This window comes from Reyranella sp. (assembly GCF_030651995.1).
Lineage (GTDB): Bacteria > Pseudomonadota > Alphaproteobacteria > Reyranellales > Reyranellaceae > Reyranella.
In genome coordinates this window covers 178,398-201,682 of sequence record NZ_JAUSBN010000005.1, presented here as the reverse complement: position 1 = coordinate 201,682, position 23,285 = coordinate 178,398, and the positions used below count along the sequence as shown (strand labels likewise).

Genomic DNA, 23,285 nt, shown 5'->3' with positions numbered 1-23,285 from the left:
TCACGAGTTGAGGGTACGCCGCCGAGCGCCGTGCCGGAAGTCGGCAAGAGAGGGGCCGCGACGGACGTTGGCCTCTCGCGACGCCTCCGGCGTGCCATCGATCACTTCCGCAAGAGCGGCCACCGTGGGGTTCTTCATCAGCTCGCGTGCGCTGACCGCGATCCCCTCCTGGTCGAGCTGGGCGGCGATGCGGAACACCTGGAGTGAATCCGCGCCCAGGGCGAACAGCGGGTCATGCACGCCGACCGCGGGCAGGCCGATGACGGCCGCCCACACCGCGGCGATGCGGCCTTCGAGCGGCGTGCGCGGCAGGCTGCTGACCGGCGCCGCGGCGGCCGGTGCGGGCAAGGGCAAGGCGTTGCGGTCGGTCTTGCCATTGGGCGTGAGCGGCAGCGCATCGAGCGTCATCCAGCGCGACGGCACCATGTAGGCCGGCAGCCGGTCGGCCAGGAAGGCCGAGAGCTTGGTCGCGCGCGCATCGCCTGCCACGTAGCCGACCAGCAGCGGATCGGGGCCGATGTCGGTGCGCAGAACCACGGCGGCGTCGCGCACGCCTGACGCCTGGCGCAGCACTGCCTCGATCTCCTCGAGCTCGATCCGGAAGCCGCGCAGCTTCACCTGATGGTCGATGCGCCCGTGCAACTCGAACTCGCCCGACGGCAGCAGGCGGGCGAGGTCGCCGGTGCGGTAGAGACGCTGCGGCGCGCGGCCGGCCAGCGCGAGGGCGCGGAAGGCGGCCTCGGTGAGGTCGCTGCGGTCGAAGTATCCCTTGGCGAGGCCGTCACCGCCGATGAACAGGTTGCCGACCGTGCCCGGCGGCGCCGGCTGGTCGCGGTCGTCGAGCACGTAGAGGCGCTGGTTGGCAAGCGGCCGGCCGATCGTGACCCCGGTCTCGCCCGGCAGCATCTCGCGGCCCGAGGAGTAGATCGTGGTCTCGGTCGGGCCGTAGAGGTTCCACAGCCGCCCGCCGCCCTCGATCAACCGGTCGACGGTGGCGCGCGAGATCGCCTCGCCGACAGTGATCATGCGCAGGCCGGGCCACGAGGCGAAGCCCGCGTCGAGCAGCATGCGCCACAGGGTCGGCGTCGCCTGCATCAGCGTGGCGGCCGATTCCCCGGCGAGGTGGATCAGCTCGACGCCGGTCCTGACCTCGTCCGCCTCGCTCAGCACGAGACGGCCGCCGCTCACCAGCGGCGCAAAGAGCTCGGTGGCGGCCACGTCGAAAGTGATGGCGCTGGAGCCGATCGTGACGTCGCTCGCCGTGAGTTCGAGCCGGCGGACCACGTCGGTGATCAGGTTGGTGAGCGAGCGATGACCGACCTCGACGCCCTTGGGCGCACCGGTCGAGCCCGACGTGAAGAGAACGTAGGCCGTCGCGTCAACCGTCACCTTGGGCAGGGGACGGCGCTGCAGCACCTCGTCGAGGGGGAGCCGGTCGGCGCGCAGCGCGAAGGCATAAGGCGCAATCCCTGCGAGTCGGTCATCCTGGCAGACAAGGCCGTCGATCTGGGCGGCGAGCGCGATCTGCTTCAGCCGCTCGATCGGCTGGCTTGCGTCGAGCGGCACGTAGGCGTGGCCCGACTTCAGGGCGGCGAGCAGCGCGACCGGCAGCAGGCGCGAGCGGTCGACCGCGATGGCGATCCGGCCGTGGCGCTTCTCGCTGACGCCCAGCATCTCGTGTGCGAGCCGCGTCGAGTGCCGGTCGAGCTCGGCGTAGGTCAGCGAGCCCCTACGGTCGACGACGGCGACGGCGTCGGGTGTCTTCGCCACCTGCGCGGCGAACAGCTCGTGCAGGCAGCTTTCGCTCGGATAGACCGCCGCGCTGTCGTTGACCTCGTCGAGGACGAAGCGCTCCTGCTCGGGTGTGAGCAGCGGCAGCGCGGCCATGGTCGTGGCCGGCGCCGCGACGAGACCCTCGAGCAGGCGCCGGTAATGCGCCATCCACCGTGCGACCGTCTCCTCGTCGTAGAGGTCGCTGTTGTAGTCGCAATCGATCCGGAGGCCGGAAGCAGATTCGACGATGTTCACGAACAGGTCGAAATTGACCGCGGCCTTGCCGTTGGGCGTGACCGAGACCCTGGGGCCACCGAAGCCGAGCGCGTCGGCGACCTTCTCCAGGTTGAACTGGATCTCGGTGAGCGGCAGTCGATTGGCGACCCGCTGTATCGGCAGCGCGCGTACCAGCGTGCCGTAGGTGCAGCGCGCATGGTCGAAGCCGTCGAGCAGGCGCTGCGCCACTGCCTCGACGTGGCGATCGAACGGCGCCTGCCAGTCCACGGCCGCACGGAAGGGCAGCATCTGCACGCAATGGCCGACGAGGTCGGGCTGGTCGTCGACCGACTGGCCGGCGACCGGCACGCCCATCACCACGTCGGAGGCGTTGGCGAGGCGGCCGAGCACGGCCTGCAGCGCGGCGAACAGGACGGAGAAGAGCGTCGTGCCGCTCGCCGCGCCGGTCTTGCGGAGCGCGGCGTGGAGGCCGCCATCGAACCGCGTCGTGTAGGTGGCGCCGGCGAAGGAGCGGAGCGGCGGCCGCGGCCGGTCTACCGGCAGGTCGGGCAGCGGCGGCAGGTCGGCGAACTGGCTGGTCCACCAGGCAAGGTCCTGGGCGCGCGCGTCCCGGGTTTCCGTCTGCGCCGACGCGTAGTCGGCGAAGCGCGGCGCCGGTGCGAGGTCGGCGGTCGCGCCGGCGCGCGCCGCGCCATAGAGCGCGGCGAGATCGTTCAGCACGATGTTCACCGACCAACCGTCGCAGACGATGTGGTGCGCGGTGAAGACCAGCACATGGCGGTCCGCTGCCAGCCGCACGAGCGCGGCACGGACGAGCGGGCCGTTCCACAGGTCGAAGGCAGTGCGTGCATCGGCGTCGACCAGCCCGGCCAGCGCGGCTGCCGGATCGGCCTCGCGCGAGAGGTCGCGCACGGGAAGGTCGAGCGTGAGGTTGCGCGCGAAGTGCATGCGCTCGCCCGAGCGGTCGACGTGCCCGCGCAGCGCCTGGTGGCGCGCCACGACCGCGTTCAGCGCCGCCGCGAGGGCCGCCGGGTCGATCTCGCCCACGAGTTCGACACTCACACCCTCGTTGAAGGCACAGGAAGCATCGTCACCGAGCTGGGCGGCCGCCAGGATCTCGAGCTGCGGCTCGGTGAGCGGCGCTGAGTCGGCCGCTGCAGGGCGCGCCGCATCGAGGATGCCGCCGCGCTCCAGCGCGTCGAGCGTCGCCGTGAAGGCACTCTCGATGGCGGCGATGTCGGCATCGGAATGGGCCGTCGTCAGGAAGCAGGGATAGCCGTCCTGCACATGGACGCCGAGCTGGCGCATCTGCGGCCAGATCAGGGCGGCGAGCGGCCCTTCGGCCGCGAAGTTCATGTGGAACCAGCTCGAATAGGCTTCGAGGCGCGTCGCGAGCCCGCGCCGCCGCAGCTCGCCGTTCAGCCGTTCCACCAGCCCGCCCATGCGCGCGGCGAGAGTCTCCTGCAGCGCCGGCCCTTCGGCCTTGAGATGCAGCAGCACCGCCTTGCAGGCCGTGAGCGCCAGCGGATGGCGCACGAAGGTGCCGGCGAAGAAGGTCGGCGCCGTCTCGGGGATCGAGTCGTCGCCGTAGCGCCACATGCCGCCGTCGAGCGCATCCAGGAAGCGCGCCTTGCCGGCCAGGATGCCGATGGGCATACCGCCGCCCACCACCTTGCCGTAGGTCGCCATGTCGGCTCGGATGCCGAATACCGCCTGCATGCCGCCCGGATGGACGCGGAAGCCGGTGACGATCTCGTCGAACACCAGCGCCGAGCCGCTGGCCTCGGTGAGCGCCCGCAGCTTCTGCAGGAATCCCTTGGGCCGGAGGTCGGGATGGCGGCTCTGCACCGGCTCGACCATGACGGCGGCGATCTCCTCACCGTTGGCCTCGATCCAGTTGAGGCTGCGCGGGTCGCCGTACGGCAGCACCGTCATGTTGGCCACGGACTCGGGCGGGATGCCCGGCGCCACCGGCACGGCGGCGCGTGCCGCACCACCGCCCGCCTTCACCAGCACCTCGTCGAACTGGCCATGATAGTCGTGCGCGAACACCACGACGCGCTCGCGTCCCGTGACGGCGCGCGCCACGCGCATCGCGGCCATCACCGCCTCGGAGCCGGTGTTGCAGAAGGTGACGCGCTCGTCGCCGGTCATCTCGGAAACCAGCGTCGCGACCTCGCCGGCCAGCGGGCTCTGCGGGCCGATCGGGAAGCCGTCCCTGAGCTGGGCCTCGATCGCCTCGGTCACGAAGTCGGGCGAGTGGCCGAACATGGTCTGGCCGTAGCCGTTCACCAGGTCCACATAGTCGTTGCCGTCGATGTCGCGGATCCTCGAGCCCTTGGCGCTGGCCGCGATCACCGGATAGACGAGCTCCTTCCACTCCTGGCGGAAGCCCGCGGCGGTGCGCGGATCGGCCAGCGCCGCGCGGTCGCGCTGCGTCCTGGCCTTGGAGAGCGGCGTGCGCTCGTTGATCTGGCGCACCAGCGTCTCGACGTAGTCGCGCTGGGTGTTGTTGAGCGTGCTCGGCACCTTGGCCGAGGACGGCCGGTAGAGCCGCACCCGCGCCTCGCCCTCGTCGGCCGGCGGAGGAGCGGCAGCGACGGGCGTTGCGGCCTCGGGCTTTGGCTGCACCGCATCGGCCGGCAGGGTCGCGTCGAGATGGCGGGCGAGGGCCGCCGCCGACGGCATGTCCCTCAGGAGCTGGCGGAAGGTGATCCGCATCCTGAACTTGCGCTCGACGGCGCGCGCGACCTGGCCCAGCAGCAGTGAGTCGAAGCCCAGGTCCACGAAGGTCTCGCGCGGATCGATGTCCGCCGCGCCCGACAGGTGCTCGAGAATGCCGACGATCTCGGCCTGCAGGGTCTCCAGACGCGACGCCGACGCGGCGGCGACGGGTGCTGCTGCCGCGACCGGCTCCGCCCCGATCGCCGGCATGGGGGCGGCGGCGCGGCGCGGCGTGCGTTCGATCCAGTGCCGCGTGCGCTGGAAACGGTAGGTCGGCAGCGGGATCCGCCGCCCCTCGGGCGCGCCGACCTGGTTCCAGTCGATCTCGATGCCCGCGCTCCAGAGCGCCCCCAGCGCCTCACGCAGATCCTCGGTCTCGGCGTCGGGCAGGCTCGCTGCCACGCCGCGCAAGGACCGGCGGGCGACGATCTGTGCCGCCAGGCCCGCGAGGTTGCGGCCCGGACCGACCTCCAGCAGGAACGGCTGGTCGTGCGCAACCGTGGCCAGCGCGTCGGCGAAGCGCACCGGCTCGCGGCCGTGGCGTGCCCAGTATCCCGGATCGGTCGCCTGTGCCGCACTCGCCCAGCCGCCCGTGACGCTGGAGGCGAAGGCACGCTGTGGCGCCTGCAGCGCGACCGCAGCCGCGGCGCGTTCGATGGCCGGCAGTGCCGGGTCGAGTGCGCGCGAATGGAAGGCGTGGCTGACGGCGAGCGGCCGGCACATCACGCCGCGCGCGGTGAGGCGGGCATTCAGGGCATCGATGTCGGCCTTGGGCCCTGCGGCGACCACGAGCTGCGGCGCGTTGATGGCGGCAAGGTCGAGCGCGTCGCCCAGTTCGGCGCGCAGCTCGGCTTCGGGCAGGCGGACCGCCAGCATCGCGCCCGGCGGCATGGCCTGCATCGCCCGCGCCCGCTCGGATACCAAACGGCAGCCTTCCTCGAAGGTGAAGACGCCACTGAGGCACGCCGCGACGAACTCGCCGACACTGTGGCCCACCATGGTATCGGGCTCGAGGCCCCAGGACATATAGAGCCGCGCCAGCGCGTACTCGAAGATGAAGAGGCCGGGCTGCGCATGGAGTGTCGCGTCGCCAGCCGTCGCCTCCGGGTCGAGGAGCAGGGCCTTCAGCCCGTCGCCGACGATCGGCCCCGCGATGGCGATGCCCTCGTCGACCAGCCGGCGGAACAGCGCGTGGTCGCGATGGAGATCGCGCGCCATACCGGCATGCTGCGCGCCCTGGCCGGGGAACATGAACACGAGCGGCGGCCGTCCCTGGGCCGTGCTGGCGGGCGGCAGCGTGCGCAATGCCTTGATCGCGTCCTCGCGCGAGTGGGCGGTGACCGCGACGCGGCGGTCGAAGGCTCGTCGGCCGGTCTGCAGGGTATGGGCGACGTCCTCGATTTGCGCGGCCGGAGCCTGCCGCCGCGCGGGCTGCGGCGCTTCTTCCAGGACCACGTGGACATTGGTGCCGCCGACGCCGAACGCGCTCACGCCGGCTCGGCGAGGCGCGGTGCCTTGCGCCCAGGGCAGCGGCATCGCGGGGAAGTAGAAAGGGCTGCCGACGAGATCGAGGTGCCGGTTGGGGCGGGTGAAGTTGGTCAGCGGCGGGATCTCGCGATGCTGCAGCGCCATCACCGCCTTGATCAGGCCGGTCGCGCCGGCGGCGGCGTCGAGATGGCCGACATTGGCCTTCACCGAGCCCAGCGCACAGTAAGGCTGCTCGACCTCCTGCGTGCCGAAGCCGCGCAGCAGCCCGTCGAACTCGATGGGATCGCCGAGTGGCGTCGCCGTGCCGTGGCACTCGACATAACCGATGGTGCGGGCGTCGATGCCGGCGGCGGCGATCGCCGAAGCGATGACCTCCGACTGGCCGCGCACGCTGGGTGCCGTGAAGCCTACCTTGTCGGCGCCGTCGTTGTTGACCGCGCTGCCGCGGATCACCGCGTGGATGTGGTCGCCATCCTCGATCGCGTCGCTGAGCCGCTTCAGCAGCACGACGGCCGCGCCGTCGCCGAACACGGTGCCGCCGGCGCCGTCGTCGAACGGCCGGCAGACGCCGTCGGGCGAGACAATGCCGCCTTCCTGGTGCAGGTAGCCGCGCTTCTGTGGGAAGGTGATCGAGACGCCGCCTGCCAGCGCCATGTCCGATTGGTACATCAGCAGGCTCTGGCAGGCCTGGGCCACGGCCAGCAGCGAGGTCGAGCAGGCGCTCTGCACCGTCATCGCCGGGCCGCGCAGGTTGAGCTTGTACGCGACGCGGGTGGCCAGCGTGTCGGACAGCGCGCCCAGCAGCGTGTCGTAGGAGCCGACCTGGTAGTCGCTGGCGAAGCCGTCGGCGCTCTGCCGCTCGGCCAGCACGTTGGTCAGCAGGTAGGTGTTCATGCTCGAGCCGGCGAACACGCCGATCGAGCCGGGATACTTCGCGGGATCGTAGCCCGCGTCTTCCAGTGCGGCCCACGCGCATTCCAGCATCAGCCGGTGCTGCGGGTCGGTGAGGGCAGCGTCGCGCGGCAGCATGGCGAAGAACTCGGCGTCGAACTTGTCGACGTTCTTCAGGATCGGCCGGGCCCGCACGAAGTTGGGGTCGTGGCGCACGTCGGGGCCGAAGGAATCCTCGAGCTCGGCTTCGGTGAAGCGCGCGATCGAGATCTTCCCGCTGCGCACGTTCGCCCAGAACTCGGCGACGTCGTCGGCGCCGGGGAAGCGTCCGGCCAGCCCGACGATGGCGATGGCGTTTTCGGGCAGCTCTTCGCTCATCGCGCCAGCCGGGCGCGCTGCATCCTCTTCAGCGCATCCGACTGCTGCTGCGCGCGGCGGCGCGCGGCGGCGTGGAGCGAAGTATCGCGCCCTCCGATGGCGCGTGCCAGGTCGCGGATGTTGGGATGGCGGAACAGAGCCACGACGTTGACGCCGGGCCAGATGCGCTCGATCGCGGCATGGGCCTCGACCAGCTTCAGCGAGGTGGCGCCGAGATCGAAGAAGTTGGTGTCGGCGCCGACGCTGCGCACGCCCAGCTTGCGCCCGAAGATCTCGCGCAGCGTGCGCTCGGTGTCGTCCTCGGCGGGCTGCCCGGCTTCGGCAGGCAGCGGATACGGCTTGGGCAGGCGGTCGTGGTCGACCTTGCCGCAGGTCTTGAGCGGGAACTCGTCGAGCACGACGATGCGCGCCGGCCGCATGTGCGGGGGTAGGGTGCGAAGCAGGTCGTTACGCGCCTCCGACGCCAGCATCGAGGGGTCGCTGTTGGCGGCGGCGCCCTTGATGTAGGCGGTGAGGATGTGGCTGTCCTCGACCTTGCTCGCGGTGACGATGGCGTCGGCGATACTGACGCTGCGTCGCAAGGTGTCCTCGATCTCGCCGAGCTCGACCCGCTTGCCGTCGATCTTCACCTGACGATCGCGCCGACCCATGAAGTCGAGCGCGCCGTCCGGACGTCGTCGTGCGAGGTCGCCGGTCCGGTAGAGCGTCGCTCCGGGGTGAAAGGGATCGGGCACGAACATGGCTGCCGACCGGCCGGCGTCCCCGAGATAGCCCGAGGCGAGGCCGAGGCCACCGGCATAGAGCATGCCGATCTCGCCATCCGCCACCGGCTTCATGTCGTCGTCGAGCAGGCGCACGTAGGTGCCGCGGATCGGCGTGCCGATGGGCACCGGGCCGGCGCCCCAGCCGGCCTTCGGGATCCGGTAGCAGCAGGTGAAGGTTGTGTTCTCGGTCGGGCCGTAACCGTTAATGAGCTGGCAGTTCGGTAGCGAGGCGTAGGCGCGCCGCACATGAGTGGGCGACAGCACGTCGCCGCCGGCCAGGATCTGGCGCATGTCCCGCAACGCCAGGAGCTGGTGATCGACCAGCAGATGGAATAGTCCGGCGGTGAACCAGGCCGTGGTGACGCCGTGGCGCTGTATCGTGCCGGCGATCTGCTGCAGGGAGGCTCGATCCTCCTCGACGACGACGCCTCGCGCACCGTGCAGCAACGTGCCCCAGATCTCGAGCGTGCTGGCGTCGAAGGCCAGCGGGGCTGCGTGCAGGAACACCTCGTCGGCGGCGAAGCGCGCGTAGGTCTGGTCGGTCACGAGGCGGACCACGGCGCGATGGGGCACGGCGGCTCCCTTCGGGCGGCCGGTCGAGCCCGACGTGTACATCACGTAGGCAATGTCGTCGGGGCGGCAGCGATCCTCGATCGCCGATCCGTCCTCGTGTTCGCACGCCGCCAGCGCCGCGTCGAGGTCGAGCACCTGTCCTGTCCGCTCCGCTGCATCGGACCGGCCCGCCAGCGTGAGGCGGGCGCCGCAATCATGGACGAGCCAGGCGAGGCAGTCGGGAGGGGCGGCGGGGTCGAGCGGCGCGTAGGCAGCGCCTGCCTTGAGGATCGCGAGAATCGCCACGATCGAGCCGACGGAGCGGCCGGCATGCAACGCGATCACATCTCCGGCGCCGACTCCTTGGCGGACAAGGTAGCGCGCGAGCTTGTTGGACCGGCGATCGAGCTCGGCATAGGTCGTCGTCTGGTCGCGCTGGACGATAGCGACCGAAGCCGCGGCGGCGGCCGCGCTCGCGGCAAACCGCCCGGTGATCGTTCCACCCACATTCTCGAAATCGAACGCATCGACGGCGCCGGCGCATGTGGCCGACGCTGCGACGCCAGGTTGTACCCCAGCCATGAAATTTACACCCTACCCACAACAACAAGACCGTGGCTTGGTGCATCGGAGCCCAATCCGACGCCCACGGTGGCGACCCTTCCCAAGGCCACCTCTTCCCAAAACCTACGATAGCAAATTTCAGTGAGAGATCAACAATTGGCAATCCGCCAGAGACGATCCGATGGATTGAATTTTTGCAATGTTCACGGGCACTAGCGGCAGGCATGGAGAGTCGAGAGTACAGTCACTGTGCTGGGGATAATTGCAGTTCGCGATCACTTTCGATGCTGATTCGCGACGACGTGATTGGAGAGGGCTTCCAGGTTCAGAAGGAATCGGCCTGCTTGTTCCCGTGGCCGGGCGCTTTCCGCGCCGGCCTTCTTCATCCGGATTTCTCGGCCCTGAGGATGTAGAAGGCTCCGCCGGAGATGCCGTTCGATCCGAGGCGCATGGCCTATGTCGGCTTCCAGACGGATCGTCGCTGCCTGGCCAGGCACGATTCCGGAGCGAACGATCGGTGCACGCCGGCGGTCAGGGGATGATTGGACCGGAAGCCAAGGGGGATGACGCCACCGCCACGCGCGTAGCTGTTGCATGCAGAAGATTCGCGGCGCGTTCCTTGTGGGTGCAACAATCCTGGTCCTGTCCTTAGGCGCTGGAGCGCCCGGCCCAGCGATCGCGCAAAGGATCGGGATCACGTCGGCGGTCTCGGGTGATCCGACCGGGAAGCCGCCCGACGAGATCGAGCGGGTCCTCCATGTCGGGATCGACGTGACGGCGGGCGAGGTCGTCACCACGGGCGCGGCGGATCGCGCCCATCTCCTGTTCCTTGACGGAACTGCTCTGACGATCAGCAACCTGGCGCAGGTCACCCTCGACCGGTTCGTCTATGACGCCGACCAGAAGCTGGGCGACCTCGCGATCACGGCGACGAAAGGCGTTTTCCGTCTGGTCGGCGGTAGGATCAGCAAGAAGACGCCGGTCACCGTCGTTACGCCATCGGCCACGCTCACCATTCGCGGCGGCATTGCGATGTTCAGCGTCGAGCCGACGAAAACCACCGCCACCTTCGTATTCGGCCATGAAATGACGATGACCAGCCAGGGCAGGACGCAGAGCGTGACGGCTCCCGGTTTTCAGGTCAGTACAGTCCTGGGTCAGGCGCCGGGACCGGCAATGCGCCCTGCGCGTGGAAGCCTCGCCGGCAGTATCAGCAGGCTCGAAGCAGGCGCGGGCCGGCCGGGCTCTGGTGCCGACGGGGCGGCGATGGCAACCGGCTTGGCCGACGCCAATTCCGGCAAGGGCCCCAATGCCCTCGGACCGGTCCAGGGCGGGCCGGTTCCGCGGGCCAACGGCCCGGTTGGACAACCGATGATCGGTAGACCGGGCATCGGTGGCGGCGGTATCGATTCCGGCCCGGCGCTGCCCAATCCGCCGGCTGGAGGGGGCCCGCTGCGCCCCACGCCTTAGCCCCGTTTCGCCTCAGTCGGGAGCGACGCCGAAGCGGCGCTGCCAGAAATCGCGGGACCGGCGCTCGCCGACGTCGCAGCCCAGCTCGTATTCGGGTCGTACGAAGCGCGTATAGTCGTCGTCGACCGTGCGGCGCGTGCCGCCGCTCGATTGCGCGAGCTGGACGCCGTCGCGCGGCGCGCCGAGCTCGCGGATGTCGAAGTCGTTCAAAGGTCCGATATCGGCCACTTCCTGCAGGAGCTTCTTGCGGATCGCGCGGGGGAAATCCTCGAAGCTGCGCGCGACCTCGACGAAGGAGCGCGGCCCGCCGGTGACGCAGTGCAGATAGTACTTGTCGAGGTCTTCCTCGGCCGGGAAGCCGAACGGGTTGGGGCGGCCGTTCATGATCGGCAGCCCATTGATGATGATTCGCTGCTTCAGCGCGTCGTGCCGGACCTCGGTGACCAGGCCGCCATCGTTGTTCGATCCGTCGCCCGAAATGTCGAGCACCTTGCGGTCCGCGTCATAGGGACTGCGGCCATACATGGGAATGGCATAGCGGATGGCGCCGCTGATCGAGGTGCGTCGCGCGATCGAGATCGGCGCGTCGGCGAGGCGGCGGGTGAAGTCCAGGATCGCCGCCTCCGAATCGAGCAGAGTCCAGTCGATCAGCAGCTTCTGGATCCAGGAGTCGGACCATTCGAAGTAGGCCACGGCGATTCGGCCGTGATTGCCGCCCAGGATCGCCCGGACGATGACCGGGTCGTTGAACGCCTCGACATAGCCCTGACGCTGCAGCCGGGCCTCGTCGGGGTCGATGCTGCCGGAGATGTCGATCGCCAGCACCAGCGCGAGGTCGACTTCCTTGCGGTCCTGGGCCGTCGCCGGCAGCGCCAGGAAGAGAAGGGCGATCAGACCAACCAGTCGGGCCACGGCGACCTCCGCGTTCGTTACGCTTCAGAGGCAAGAACCATACCGCTCATCCTGCGCTGGTGTCAGCCGCCACTGGACGAGGGGTGGCGGCGGTCGCTAGCCTCCTTGGAAAGAGGAAGCGGAGGAAGCTCATGGATTTGACGCTCAGCAGGGAAGACGAAGAGTTCCGCGCCGAGGTTCGGCGTTTCCTCGACGAGAACCTGACGCAGGATCTGCGGGAGGCCGGGCGCAAGACCACGGGGGTGTTCGCCGAATATGCCGCCGGGATGCGGTGGCACAAGATCCTGGCCCGCCGCGGCTGGTCGGCGCCGACCTGGCCGAAGGAGTATGGCGGCACCGGCTGGAGCGCGACCCAGCGCTATATCTTCAGCCGCGAATGCATCGCCGCCGACGCGCCCCGCATCTTCGCAATGGGCCTGCGCATGGTCGGGCCGGTCATCATGAAGTTCGGCACGCCGGAGCAAAAGGCCAAGTACCTGCCGCGCATCGTGTCGGGAGACATCACCTTCTGCCAAGGTTATTCCGAGCCGGGCTCGGGGTCCGACCTCGCCAGCCTCAAGACCCGCGCCGAGCGCGACGGCGACGACTATGTCATCAACGGCACCAAGATCTGGACGACCGGCGCGCACGTCGCCGATCACATGTTCTGCCTGGTACGGACCTCCTCCGAAGGCAAGCCGCAGGACGGCATCTCCTTCGTGCTGATCGATTCCATGAAAACGCCGGGCCTCACCGTCGCGCCGATCGTCACCCTGGCCGGCGACCACGAAGTCAACCAGGTCTTCTTCGACAGTGTCCGGACGCCGGTCGCCAACCGCATCGGCCCCGAGAATGCCGGCTGGACGGTCGCCAAGTACCTGCTCGAATTCGAGCGCGGCGGCGAAGCCTACACGCCCAATCTCCATGCCCGTCTCGAGGACGTGAAGCGGATCGCCCGCGAGGAGGCGGCCGACGGATCGGGCCGGCTGATCGCCGAACGCGGCTTCATCGAGCGGCTGGCAGAGGCCGAGATGGACATCCAGGCGCTGGAGATGATCGAGATGCAGGTCCTGTCCGACCTGAGCCGCGGCCGCAATCCCGGTGCGGTCTCCTCCTCGATGAAGATCAGGGGCAGCGAGACCTTGCAGAAGCTCGACCATCTCGGCGTCGAGGCGCTGGCCTGGTACGCCGCGCCCTTCGAACCCGAGGCGCGCGAGCTCGGCCACAACGAGCCGACGGTGACGCCCGACTGGGGTATCAGCGCCATGCCGCTCTACCTCAACAACCGGGCCTCGACGATTTATGCCGGTTCCAACGAGATCCAGCGCAATATCATCGCCAAGGCGGTGCTGGGTCTGTGAGCACCTGTCATAAGGCCCTTGTAAGCGCGCAATACTCTTCACATCTGTAGGGCTATGACAGATCCTTACTCCGTTCTCGGCGTGCCAAGGACTGCCTCCGAGGACGATATCCGGAAGGCGTTCCGCAAGCTCGCCAAGAAGCACCACCCCGACCTCAATCCCGGCGACAAGGCGGCCGAAGCCAAGTTCAAGGAGATCAGCCAGGCCAACGAAATCCTGTCCGATCCGGAGAAGCGCCGGCGCTTCGACGCGGGCGAGATCGACGGTACCGGCCAGGAAATGCCGCCGCGCGGCTTCTATCGCGACCAGGCAGGCGGCCGCGGCGGCAAGTACGAACACGCGGGCGGCCACGAATCGTTCGTCGACATGGGCGGTATCTTCTCCGAAATGTTCGGCCAGCGCCGTGGCGGTGGCCCTGGCCCTGGGTTCGGCGGAGACGGCTTCGACATGGGCGGTATGCCGGTCACCTACAGTCTGCGCGTGCCGTTCCTGGTCGCGGCCCGCGGCGGCAAGCAGCGGGTCACGCTGCCCGACGGCAAGACGCTCGACATCGACGTGCCCGAGGGCACGACCGACGGCCAGACCCTGCGCCTCAAGGGGCAGGGCATGCCCGGCACCCAGGGCCGTCCCGCGGGAGATGCCTATGTCGAGATCCATGTCGACCCGCACGCCTTCTTCCAGCCGCGCGACAATGACATCCATGTCGAGCTGCCGGTCACGGTCACCGAGGCGGCCCTGGGCGGCAAGGTGAAGGTGCCGACGGTGGGCGGCGCGGTGATGTTGAACGTACCGGCCGGCTCCAACACCGGCACGTCGCTGCGGCTCAAGGGACGCGGCCTGCTCGACCGCAAGTCGGGCCAGCGCGGCGACCAGTACGTGAAGCTCAAGGTCGTCCTGCCCGAGGCGCCGGACGATAAGCTGAAGGCGTTCCTCGAGGGCTGGGAAGCCGGTCGTGCCTACGATCCCCGCAAGGAGATGGAGCAGTTCACATGACGACGTTGGACGAACTGCTGCGTCAGCACGGTCAGCTGACGGAAGTCCATGTCGAGCGCTGGGTGTCGCGCGGCCTGTTGCGTCCCTCGGGCGCGGGGGATGGCTGGCGCTTCGAGCAGATCGACGTGGCGCGCGCGCGCCTTCTGGGCGAGCTGGTCGACGAGCTGGGCTTCGAAGAAGAATCGGTCGAGACGGTGGTCGACCTGGTCGACCAGGTGCACACGCTGCGCCGCCAGCTCGACCTGCTGGGGCGTGCCATCGCCGAGCAGCCCGCCGCGACACGCGAAGCGATCGCAGTGGCCCTCGACCGCCTGTCGCGCCGCTAGCTCAGCGCGCGGCCCGGCCGAGGGAGCGCATCGTCTCGAAGTGGCGGGCCATGGCGGCGGGCTTGGCCGTTGCGACGCCTCCGATGATCGTGTCACGCACCGGCCCGTAGCCCACGAAGCCCAGGATGTTGCGCTTCAGGTTCTTCACCCCGTGCGCGCGAAAGTACCAGCGGTAGATGAGCGCCGGCATGCCCATGGTGACGACGATCCGGGCGCTGCGCCCGCCGAGATGCTTCTGCGGCAGGCCACTGGGGCGATAGGCGAAGGCGAAGCCCGGCCGCAGCGTCTGCTCGAAGAAGCCCTTGAGCAGCGCCGGCATGTCGCCCAGCCAGAGCGGGAAGACGACCACCAGGTGTTCGGCGCGCCGGATCGCCTCCTGCGCCGCCGCGATGTCCGGCGGCGCCGTGCCGGTCTCGAATTCGGCCTGGGAGCGCAGCAGGTCGAACTGCAGCGCCCCGATGTCGAGCCGCTCGACCGAGTGGCCGCCCGATTCGGCGCCCTCGGCATAGGCATCGGCCAAGGCGCCGCACAGACCCTTGCGGCTGGTGTCGGGATGGCCGTTCAGGATCAGGATGCGTGAGCCCATGCGCGCCACGCTCGCATGGGGACGCCCTTCATCCCTTGATGTGGATCAGAGTTGATCGCTCATTCCGGCTGGACGCCGGCGCGCTTCACGGCGTCGCCCCACGCGGCGCAGCCGGTCTTCAGGATCTCGGCCATCTCCGCGGGCGTCGTTCCCGTGGCGATCAGGCCCATGTCGAGGAGCTTCTCCTTGCCCTCGGGAGTCTGCACCAGCTTGCGGATCTCGGCGCTCAGCCGTTCGACGATCTCCTTGGGCGTGCCGGCCGGCGCCATGAGGCCGTTCCAGCCGGTCAGGTTGATCTTGTAGCCGGCCTCCTCGAAGGTCGGCACGTTGGGCAGGCGCGGCCAGCGCTGGGCGGAGGTGACGGCGAGCGGCGTCAGCTTGCCGCCGCTGATCGCCCCGCCGCTGGAGGCGAGGTCCTGGATGGTTACCGGGATGTGGCCGGCTACGACGTCCTGCACGGCCGGTCCGGCGCCCTTGTAGGGGACGTGCGTCATGTCGAGCTTCTCGGCCTGGTTCAGCATCTCGCCCCAGATATGCGAGGAGGAGCCGTTGCCGAACGAGGCGAAGTTGACCTTGCCCTTGCGCTCGTTGGCCCAGGCGACGAATTCCTTGACCGATTTGACGCCCAGCGAGGGCGGCACGACCATCGCGAGCGGCGCCAGCCCATGCTGGGTCACGGGCATGAAATCCTTGAACCCGTCATAGGGGATCTTCTTGTAGACGTACGGGTTGATGCACATCATCGACGAGTTCACGTAGACGAACGTGTAGCCGTCGGCCGGCAGGTTCTTGACGATCTCCATGCCGACCATGCCGTTGGCGCCGGGCTTGTTGTCGACGATCACCTGCTGGCCCAGCACGCCGGACAGTTTCTCGGCGAAGTAGCGGGACACGACATCGGTCTGGCCGCCCGGCGGATAGGGTGCGACCAGCTTGATGGGCTTGTTGGGCCAGGGCGCCTGGGCAAAGGCCGACGAGGCGAACAGGACCAGCGCGCCCGCGAGCGCGACGACGGATTTCTTGGACATGCGTTTTTCTCCCTTGGACGCGGAGCCTAGCGGGAGCGAAACGCGCTGCCAATCCTCACGCTTCTACGAGTCTCACCGGGATCTTCAGGTAGCTCTGGCCATTGTCATCCGGCGGCGGCAGGCGACCGGCCCGGATGTTCACCTGCACCGAAGGCAGCAACAGCACGGGGGCCGCCAGCGAGGCGTCGCGCTTGGTGCGCATCGCGACGAACTCGGCCTCGGTCACGCCGTCATGCACATGGATGTTGCGGGCCCGCTCCTCGGCGACCGTGGTTTCCCAGGCATAGCGGTCGCGGCCGGGCGCCTTGTAGTCGTGGCACATGAACAGCCGCGTCTCCGGGGGCAGGGACAGGAGGCGCCGGATCGACCGGTACAGCGTGGGCGCATCGCCCCCGGGAAAGTCGGTGCGGGCGGTGCCGTAGTCGGGCATGAAGATCGTGTCGCCGACGAACACGGCATCGCCGATCCGGTAGGCGACGTCGGCCGGCGTATGGCCGGGCAGGTGCATCACCTCGATCAGGAGATCGCCGAGCGGCAGCGTCTCGGCGTCGGTGACGAGCCGGTCGAACTCGCGCCCGTCCTCGCTCACGTCCGCCGCGTTGAACACCTTCCTGAAGATCCTCTGCACGTCGCGGATGTGCTCGCCGATGACGACCTTGGCGGCTGTCCGTGCCTTCAACAGCGGCGCCGCCGTCAGATGGTCGGCGTGGGCATGCGTTTCCAGGATCCAGTCGACGGAGGCCTGCCGTTCCTTTGCCTTGGCGAGAACGCGCTCCACCGACCTGGTCGACGCCTTGCCGGACTTGTGGTCGTAGTCGAGCACAGGGTCGACGATCGCGGCGCGGCGCGTCTCGGGGTCGGTCACCAGATAGGTTACCGTGAAGGTCGCCTCGTCGAAAAAGGCGTCGATGGTGGGGGCGTGTGCCATGATTTCCTCTGTTATCTGATTGACGGATATATTAGAAATGACTAAATTAGCAAGATCGAAAATGAAGACGGCAAAGCAAACCATCGATCTCGAGACTCTCCGCGCAAAAGCCGGCGAAGTCGCGGACACCCTCTCGGCGCTGGCCAATGACCGGCGCCTGCTCATCCTCTGCAAGCTCGTGGAGGTAGGGGAGGCGACCGTCGGCACGCTCGCGACCGAAGTGGGCCTGTCTCAGTCGGCGCTGTCCCAGCATCTCGCCCGCATGCGCGAGGAGGGGATCGTCGCCTTCCGGCGGGAGGCCCAGACCCTCTGGTACCGGATCGGGGACGCCCGGATCGAGACGTTGCTTTCGACGCTTCACAGACTCTATTGCGCGGACTGAAGAGCCGCGCGGAAAGGATTCATCATGTCCCTGCAAGTCATCGATGTTGCCAAGGCGCGTCAGCTCGTTGCTGAAGGAGCCATCCTGGTCGACGTGCGCGAACCCGATGAGAGGGCACGCGAGCACATCCCCGGGACGAAGCATGCGCCGCTGTCGAGCCTGCAGCGTGTCGAAACGAGCGGCGCGATGGCGGTCATCTTCCATTGCCGCTCCGGCGCCCGCACCGGCGCCAACGCCGCCCGCCTGGGTGACGCGGCGGGATGTGAGGCCTACCTGCTCGAGGGCGGGCTCGAAGCGTGGAAGCGTGCCGGGCTGCCCGTGGCAACCGACAGGAAGCAGCCAATCGAGATCATGCGGCAGGTCCAGATCGTGGCCGGCAGCCTGGTCGTGCTGGGCGTCGTCCTGGGCCTCTGGATCGCGCCGCCCTTCTTCGCCGTCTCGGCGTTCGTCGGCGCCGGTCTCGTCTTTGCCGGCAGTACGGGCTGGTGCGGCATGGCCAAGGTGCTGGCCCTGATGCCGTGGAACCGGACGGTCCGGAAGGCGCTGGCCTGATGTTCGCTCCGATCGCGGCGCTCGCCTCGGGCGGTGTGGTCGGCCTCGTCCTCGGACTCATCGGGGGCGGTGGCTCGATCCTGGCCGTGCCGCTCCTCCTCTACGCCGTCGGCATGCCCTCGGCCCATGTCGCGATCGGCACGGCCGCCTTCGCCGTGGCCGTCAATGCCGCGGCAGGGCTGGCCATGCATGCGCGCAAGGCGCCGATCCACTGGCCGTGTGCCATTGTGTTCAGCCTCGCGGGCGTCGGCGGCGCCTTCGCCGGCGCCGCGCTCGGCAAGACGATGGACGGGCAGAAGCTCGTCGCGCTGTTCGGCGTGCTCATGATCGTGGTCGGCGTGATGATGCTGCGCCCCAAGGACAAGGGCGGCAGCCAGTCGGCCTGGCTGACGCGGGAGAACGCGCGGCGACTCCTGCCGCGTCTCGTGCTGTTGGGGGCGGGCGTCGGTCTCCTGTCGGGCTTCTTCGGCATCGGCGGCGGCTTCCTGATCGTGCCGGGCCTGATCCTCGCCGCGGACATGAAACTCGAGGATGCGACCAGCGCCTCGCTGGTGGCGGTGACCGCCTTCGGCATCACGGCGGCCGGCAGCTATGCCTGGTCCGGGCTGGTGGACTGGCAGGTGGCGGCCCTTCTGATCGCGGGTGGCGTCGCCGGTGCGTTGGCTGGCACCAAAGCGAATGCCGTGCTGGCGCAGCGCAAGGGAGTCCTGACGAGGCTCTTCGCCCTCTTCGTGATCGTGGCCGGCCTCTATGTCGGCGGGCGCGGCCTGTTCGACCTGCTGCAGGCCTGATCAGCCCTTCTGCAAGGCCGCCCAGACCTTGGCGGCGGTCAGTGGCATGTCGATATGACGAACGCCCAGCGGCCGCAGCGCGTCGAGCACCGCATTGGCCAGCGCCGCCGGCGCGCCGTTGGTCGGAAGCTCGCCGACGCCCTTGAAGCCCAGCATGTTGTTGGGCGAGAGCGTCACGATCGTCTCGATCCCGAACGACGGCACGTCGTCGGCCCGCGGCAGGGCATAATCCATCAGGGTGCCCGTCAGCAGCTGGCCGCTCGTCTCGTCGTAGAGAGCCTCCTCCATCAGCGCATTGCCGAGTCCGTGCACGATGCCGCCATGCATCTGGCCGGCCAGCAGGCGCGGATTCACGATCGGGCCGCAGTCGGCGACGGCCATGAGCCGGTCGATGTGCGTGGCGCCGGTCTCGGGATCGACTTCGACCTCGCAGACCATGACGCCGGTCGGGAAGGCTTCCATGCTGTCGGCGAACACCGCGTCGCCGTCGAACGGCCTCCAGGCCGCCAGCTCGAACAGGCCGACCCGCCGGTCGGTACCCACGACCTCGAAGGCGCCGTCGCGATAGGCGATGTCGGCGGGCGAGGTCTCGAGCCGCTCGGCGGCGAGATCGCGGCCGCGCTCGATCAGCACGTCGGCGGCGCGCTTGAGCGTCGTGCCGCTGATGATGGTGGAGGAGGAGCCGCCGGTGCCGCCGCCGTGCGGGATGCTGCGCGTGTCGCCCTGGCGGATCTCGATGCGCTCGACCGGCACGTCGAGCGCGGCGGCCAGGATCTGCGCGAACACCGTCTCGTGGCCCTGGCCCTGGCTCTGCGTGCCGACCCGCGCGACCAGCCGGCAGGCCTCGGCATTCACCACGACATGCTCGTCGGCGATGCCGCCAGTGCCATGCAGGTGGCACGACAGGCCCAAGCCGCGCCGTTTGCCCGCGGCCTCGCTCGCGACGCGCCGGGCTGCAAAGCCCGCTTCGTCGGCGGCCGAGAGCGCCGTCTCGAACAGCCTCGTGCAATCGGCGGCATCGTAGGTGTAGCCGGTCGCCGTGGCATACGGCATCTCGTCGGGGCGCAGCAAATTTAGGCGGCGCAGCTCGACCGGCGTGCGGCCGGTCTCGTGGGCGGCGAGGTCGACCAGACGCTCCAGCAGGAACAGCGCTTCGGGCTTGCCGGCACCGCGAATGGCGTCGACCGGCACGGTGTTGCTGAAGACGCAGTCGAAGTCGAGGCAGATCGCGGGAATGCGGTAGAGGCCGGAGATGACCTTGGCGAGCCCCGTGGTCGGGATGGTCGGGGCGAACATCGAGACATAGGCGCCGTAATTGGCTTCCGCCTTCACGCGCAGGCCGATGAAACGGCCCTCGGCGTCGAGCGCGAGATCCGCCGTCGCGACGAGGTCGCGGGCATGGGCGTCGGCCTGTGCCAGTTCCGCGCGCTCGCAGGTCCAGCGTAGCCCTCGTCCGAGCTTGCGCGTCGCCCAGGCGATCAGCGTCGATTCGGCGTAGATCGGGTACTTCGGCCCGAAGCCGCCGCCGACATCCTCGGTGATCAGGCGCAGCTTTTCCTTCGGGACGTGGAGCACCCGCTCGCACATCAGCCGGTGCGGGACCTGTACGCCCTGAGATGAGAAGGTGACGGTGACGAGATCGTCGCCGGCGTCGTAGTTCGACCAGGCGGCCCGCGTCTCCATGTAGTGCACGATCTGGCGCGGCGAGCGGATCGACAGGGTCGTGACGTGCGCCGCACGCGCAAACGCGGCCTCGGTGGCGGTGCCGTCGCCCTTGCCCCAGCGGCACATCAGGTTGCCGGGCACGTCGTCATGCACCAGTGGTGCATCCGGAGCGAGCGCCTGCGCCGCGGTCACGACGGCGGGCAGTTCCTCGTAGTCGACCTGGAGCAGTTCGGCGGCGTCACGCGCCTCGTCGATCGTACCCGCCACGATCATCGCCACGATGTCGCCGACATGGCGCACCTTGCCGACCGGCATGGGCAGATGATCCGGCTCGCGGTGGCGATTTCCGGCCGCATCCTTGATCTCGCTGATGGCCGGCATGTGGCCGATCTTGTCGGCCACGAGATCCTGCGCCGTATAAATCGCCTGGACGCCGGGCGAGGCGAGGGCGGCCGCCGCATCGATGCCCAGGATCCGGGCATGCGCATGCGGCGAGCGCACGAACAGCACAGCCAGCGCGTCGGCGGGCGCGGTATTGTCGGCATAGAGCCCGCGGCCGGTCAGGAACCGCTGGTCTTCACGCCGCGTGATCGAATGACCGAGCTTGAGGGGCGCGTTCATCGGGTCCCGCCGGTCCGGGAGGGGATGGGGCGCCGAACCGGCCGGTCTGTTGTAATCTTTGCCACCAAATGTACTCAGTCGTTCGTTAACCCCCATCATACACCGGTTCGGGCGACCAGCATCGACGATGAAATTTAGGGTTTGGATCAAGTCTGTCTTGGCTGCGGCCTTGGCAGTGCACTGCTTCGCTTCCCTCGGCCAGGCGCAATCGCCGGCCGCCGTGACGCCCTCTGAGCGCACGACGCTCGCCCGCGCGATCGAGTTGGTCGATGCGCATCTCGACAAGGCCCAGCGGGAGATGAATGCCGACCTGAAGCGGCGGATGCAGGTCGAGGCCTATCTGGCGCTGCTCTCCCTGCCGTCGACCCATCGGCAGTACGAGGCGGCCGACCGGCTGAGGGCGATCGACGAGGCGCTCGCGGAGAAATCTCCGTCCGCATCGAGCGACCGCGAAGTCATCGAAGTCGGACTGGCCGCGGCCCGGACGCTGGCCGAGGAGCGCGACGACCTGCAGCGCATATTCCTGTTCGACCGGCAATACTCCGGCCTGTCGTCGGGCGAGGGCGTGAACAAACAGTATTTCCTTCAGCTCATGCGCGCGAACGACGCCGATGCCATGAGCTGGTTCTTCCAGTCGATGCAGCCAGGCGTCGGCGAGGTCGCGGGACTCGTCAATCGCAGCGTCGCCATCGACTGGCTGTGCCAGCGGGGCCACCGGTCGCTGGCACGGCAGGTCGCAACGCGCCTGACCGCGCCCGAACTCGACGCCGCGATGGGGTTGAGGCTGGCCGATCTCGGGGCCTCGGCCGAGGCCGAGCAGCGTGTGGCCGGCAGCATGACGCAGACCACGCGCCGCGCCCCGGCCGGTCCGGAGATCCTGGCGCGCCTGGCCGTCATGGCCAGCCGGCGCGGCGACAGCGCGGAGGTCGAGCGTCTCGTCCGCAAGGTCGTCGAGGCCGTCGAACCGCGACAACTGTCACCCGACCGCCGCGTGTCGGTGGATTATGGCGACTGCGACTGGACGCTCGATCGCGGCTTTGCGCGGCGCTGGCAGGCGCGCAGCGTCTACTGGCAGTCGGCCTTCAAGCTGACGGCACAGCCCGGCCGCACGGCGCTGGGACAGCCCTATCTCGTGGCCCTCGCGGAAGCGGTGGCCGGAGCGACGGCGGGACCGGCTTCCGTCGAACTGATCGAGCAGCTGATCGCCATCTTCGACAAGAGCGCGCGCGAGAACGGCATCGATCTCACGAATGCCGCGATCCTTGCGGCCGAGGCCCAGACCGATATCGCGCGTCGCAACAATGCGCCGGCGCTCGCCTGGCACGGGGCGCGGCAGTCGCTGATCCTCGCGCGCGTGGCGGCGGGCGCACCGATCGACGACGCGGCGGCCAAGGCGCTGGGCGTGGACTGGGCGCTATCGTTCCTCGCGAACTATCCCCGCTCCCCGCTGGCGCGGAGACTGGCTGGGCTGGCCGGGCCCGACCGGGAAACCCTGGATCGCATCAATCCCAAACTGCGGGCGCAACTCCAGTTGATCGCCCTGGTGCTCGAAGGCAATGCCGTCGATGCCCGGGCGCTCATGGAAGCGGAGCCGGCCGCGGTCGATCTCGACGCCGGTCCCGTCCTCCACATTATCGAGGCGCGGCAGAATGCCGGTCTGACGGACCGCGCCGCGGCCGCGCTCGATGCCTATCTCCACGTGTTTCCGGGCAAGGACCTTCCGGCGCTGCGGCTCCTGCTGCTGCAGGGGCGGCGCGACCGGGCGAAGGCGATGCTGCGCGGCTTCGTGGCCGGCAGCGCCGGCGCCTTCGGCGTCTCCGACATCTTCGTTGGCGTCATGCTGCTGCGCGAGATGGGCGACCGGACCGATCTCGCGACGCTCGTGGGCCTGCGCCAGGGCATCGACGCGCAGGAAGCCAGCCGCCGGCTGGTCGAGGTGGCCGATGCGCTGGCCTGGGATGGTGCTGCATCCGAGATCGAGGCGGCGACCCGATCGCTTCCGAAGGACCTGGCGCAGTTGCCCGCCAAGGACGTCGCCTGCCTGCGCGACACGTTGCAGGGCTTGCAGGCCGTCGCTCTCGCCCGGCGGGGCGAGCTGGAGGCCGGAGTTCGCCTGGTCGAGGGTCGCAGCCTCGATCAGCGCCAGTTCTGCTGGGTCGGCAAGGGCTATGACAGCAAACCGATCTTCGACGTCCGTTTCCTGGTCCAGGAATGGGTCCGCCGCGGCCACGCGGTGCCGTAGGTCCGGCGCGATCTTCCGAGATCTTCCATGTCGAGTTGACCCACCCGCCTCACCCTGAGGAGGCGCGCGAAGCGCGCC

15 protein-coding genes are annotated in these 23,285 nt (G+C 69.0%); 8 read left to right on the top strand and 7 right to left on the bottom strand.

What is annotated here, in order from left to right:
- Window positions 1–7,491, bottom strand: coding sequence for a non-ribosomal peptide synthetase/type I polyketide synthase (locus Q7V45_RS01655; RefSeq protein WP_304845886.1), 7,491 nt, complete (start codon window positions 7,489–7,491; stop codon window positions 1–3).
- Window positions 7,488–9,389, bottom strand: a complete 1,902-nt coding sequence (locus Q7V45_RS01650; RefSeq protein ID WP_304845883.1) for a non-ribosomal peptide synthetase — start codon at window positions 9,387–9,389, stop codon at window positions 7,488–7,490. Before Q7V45_RS01650 ends, Q7V45_RS01655 begins: the two co-directional genes overlap by 4 nt.
- Window positions 9,390–9,965: 576 nt before the next feature.
- Here Q7V45_RS01650 and Q7V45_RS01645 point away from each other — a divergent pair.
- Entirely contained in the window at window positions 9,966–10,841 is an 876-nt protein-coding gene (locus Q7V45_RS01645; protein ID WP_304845881.1) for a FecR domain-containing protein, read from the top strand.
- 12 nt (window positions 10,842–10,853) lie between these two features.
- Here Q7V45_RS01645 and Q7V45_RS01640 read toward each other — a convergent pair whose 3' ends face one another.
- On the bottom strand, window positions 10,854–11,753 hold the full coding sequence (locus tag Q7V45_RS01640) for a DUF1194 domain-containing protein (protein ID WP_304845878.1): 900 nt from the start codon (window positions 11,751–11,753) through the stop codon (window positions 10,854–10,856).
- Between the two features lie 131 nt (window positions 11,754–11,884).
- On the opposite strand from Q7V45_RS01640, the gene Q7V45_RS01635 reads away from it, so the two are divergent.
- The 3 genes from Q7V45_RS01635 to Q7V45_RS01625 are packed head-to-tail and all read left to right on the top strand — an operon-like array spanning window position 11,885 to window position 14,412.
- On the top strand, window positions 11,885–13,093 hold the full coding sequence (locus Q7V45_RS01635) for an acyl-CoA dehydrogenase family protein (protein WP_304845875.1): 1,209 nt from the start codon (window positions 11,885–11,887) through the stop codon (window positions 13,091–13,093).
- Between the two features lie 54 nt (window positions 13,094–13,147).
- Window positions 13,148–14,086 (top strand): J domain-containing protein, encoded by a 939-nt coding sequence (locus Q7V45_RS01630; RefSeq protein WP_304845872.1) that lies wholly within the window; start codon window positions 13,148–13,150, stop codon window positions 14,084–14,086.
- On the top strand, window positions 14,083–14,412 hold the full coding sequence (locus Q7V45_RS01625) for a chaperone modulator CbpM (RefSeq protein WP_304845869.1): 330 nt from the start codon (window positions 14,083–14,085) through the stop codon (window positions 14,410–14,412). The genes Q7V45_RS01630 and Q7V45_RS01625 overlap by 4 nt, the downstream gene beginning before the upstream one ends.
- 1 nt (window position 14,413) lies before the next feature.
- Here Q7V45_RS01625 and Q7V45_RS01620 read toward each other — a convergent pair whose 3' ends face one another.
- Genes Q7V45_RS01620 through Q7V45_RS01610 form a run of 3 tightly spaced genes read right to left on the bottom strand, consistent with a single transcriptional unit; the run spans window position 14,414 to window position 16,954 of the window.
- Window positions 14,414–14,998, bottom strand: a complete 585-nt coding sequence (locus Q7V45_RS01620; protein WP_304845866.1) for an NAD(P)H-dependent oxidoreductase — start codon at window positions 14,996–14,998, stop codon at window positions 14,414–14,416.
- Between the two features lie 59 nt (window positions 14,999–15,057).
- On the bottom strand, window positions 15,058–16,026 hold the full coding sequence (locus Q7V45_RS01615) for a tripartite tricarboxylate transporter substrate binding protein (RefSeq protein WP_304845863.1): 969 nt from the start codon (window positions 16,024–16,026) through the stop codon (window positions 15,058–15,060).
- A 55-nt stretch (window positions 16,027–16,081) separates the two neighbouring features.
- Window positions 16,082–16,954, bottom strand: a complete 873-nt coding sequence (locus Q7V45_RS01610) for an MBL fold metallo-hydrolase (protein ID WP_304845860.1) — start codon at window positions 16,952–16,954, stop codon at window positions 16,082–16,084.
- 61 nt (window positions 16,955–17,015) lie between these two features.
- Between Q7V45_RS01610 and Q7V45_RS01605 the strand changes: the two genes are divergently transcribed.
- The 3 genes from Q7V45_RS01605 to Q7V45_RS01595 are packed head-to-tail and all read left to right on the top strand — an operon-like array spanning window position 17,016 to window position 18,679.
- On the top strand, window positions 17,016–17,336 hold the full coding sequence (locus Q7V45_RS01605; RefSeq protein WP_304845857.1) for a helix-turn-helix transcriptional regulator: 321 nt from the start codon (window positions 17,016–17,018) through the stop codon (window positions 17,334–17,336).
- 24 nt (window positions 17,337–17,360) lie between these two features.
- Window positions 17,361–17,888 (top strand): rhodanese family protein, encoded by a 528-nt coding sequence (locus Q7V45_RS01600; protein ID WP_304845854.1) that lies wholly within the window; start codon window positions 17,361–17,363, stop codon window positions 17,886–17,888.
- Window positions 17,888–18,679 (top strand): sulfite exporter TauE/SafE family protein, encoded by a 792-nt coding sequence (locus tag Q7V45_RS01595; RefSeq protein WP_304845851.1) that lies wholly within the window; start codon window positions 17,888–17,890, stop codon window positions 18,677–18,679. Before Q7V45_RS01600 ends, Q7V45_RS01595 begins: the two co-directional genes overlap by 1 nt.
- Here Q7V45_RS01595 and Q7V45_RS01590 read toward each other — a convergent pair whose 3' ends face one another.
- The gene (locus Q7V45_RS01590; RefSeq protein WP_304845848.1) at window positions 18,680–20,965 is read right to left on the bottom strand and encodes a xanthine dehydrogenase family protein molybdopterin-binding subunit; all 2,286 of its coding nucleotides are present in this window, start codon (window positions 20,963–20,965) and stop codon (window positions 18,680–18,682) included.
- Window positions 20,966–21,122: 157 nt separating this feature from the next.
- Here Q7V45_RS01590 and Q7V45_RS01585 point away from each other — a divergent pair, with 157 nt between their 5' ends.
- On the top strand, window positions 21,123–23,207 hold the full coding sequence (locus Q7V45_RS01585; RefSeq protein WP_304845845.1) for a hypothetical protein: 2,085 nt from the start codon (window positions 21,123–21,125) through the stop codon (window positions 23,205–23,207).
- Window positions 23,208–23,285 lie beyond the last annotated feature (78 nt).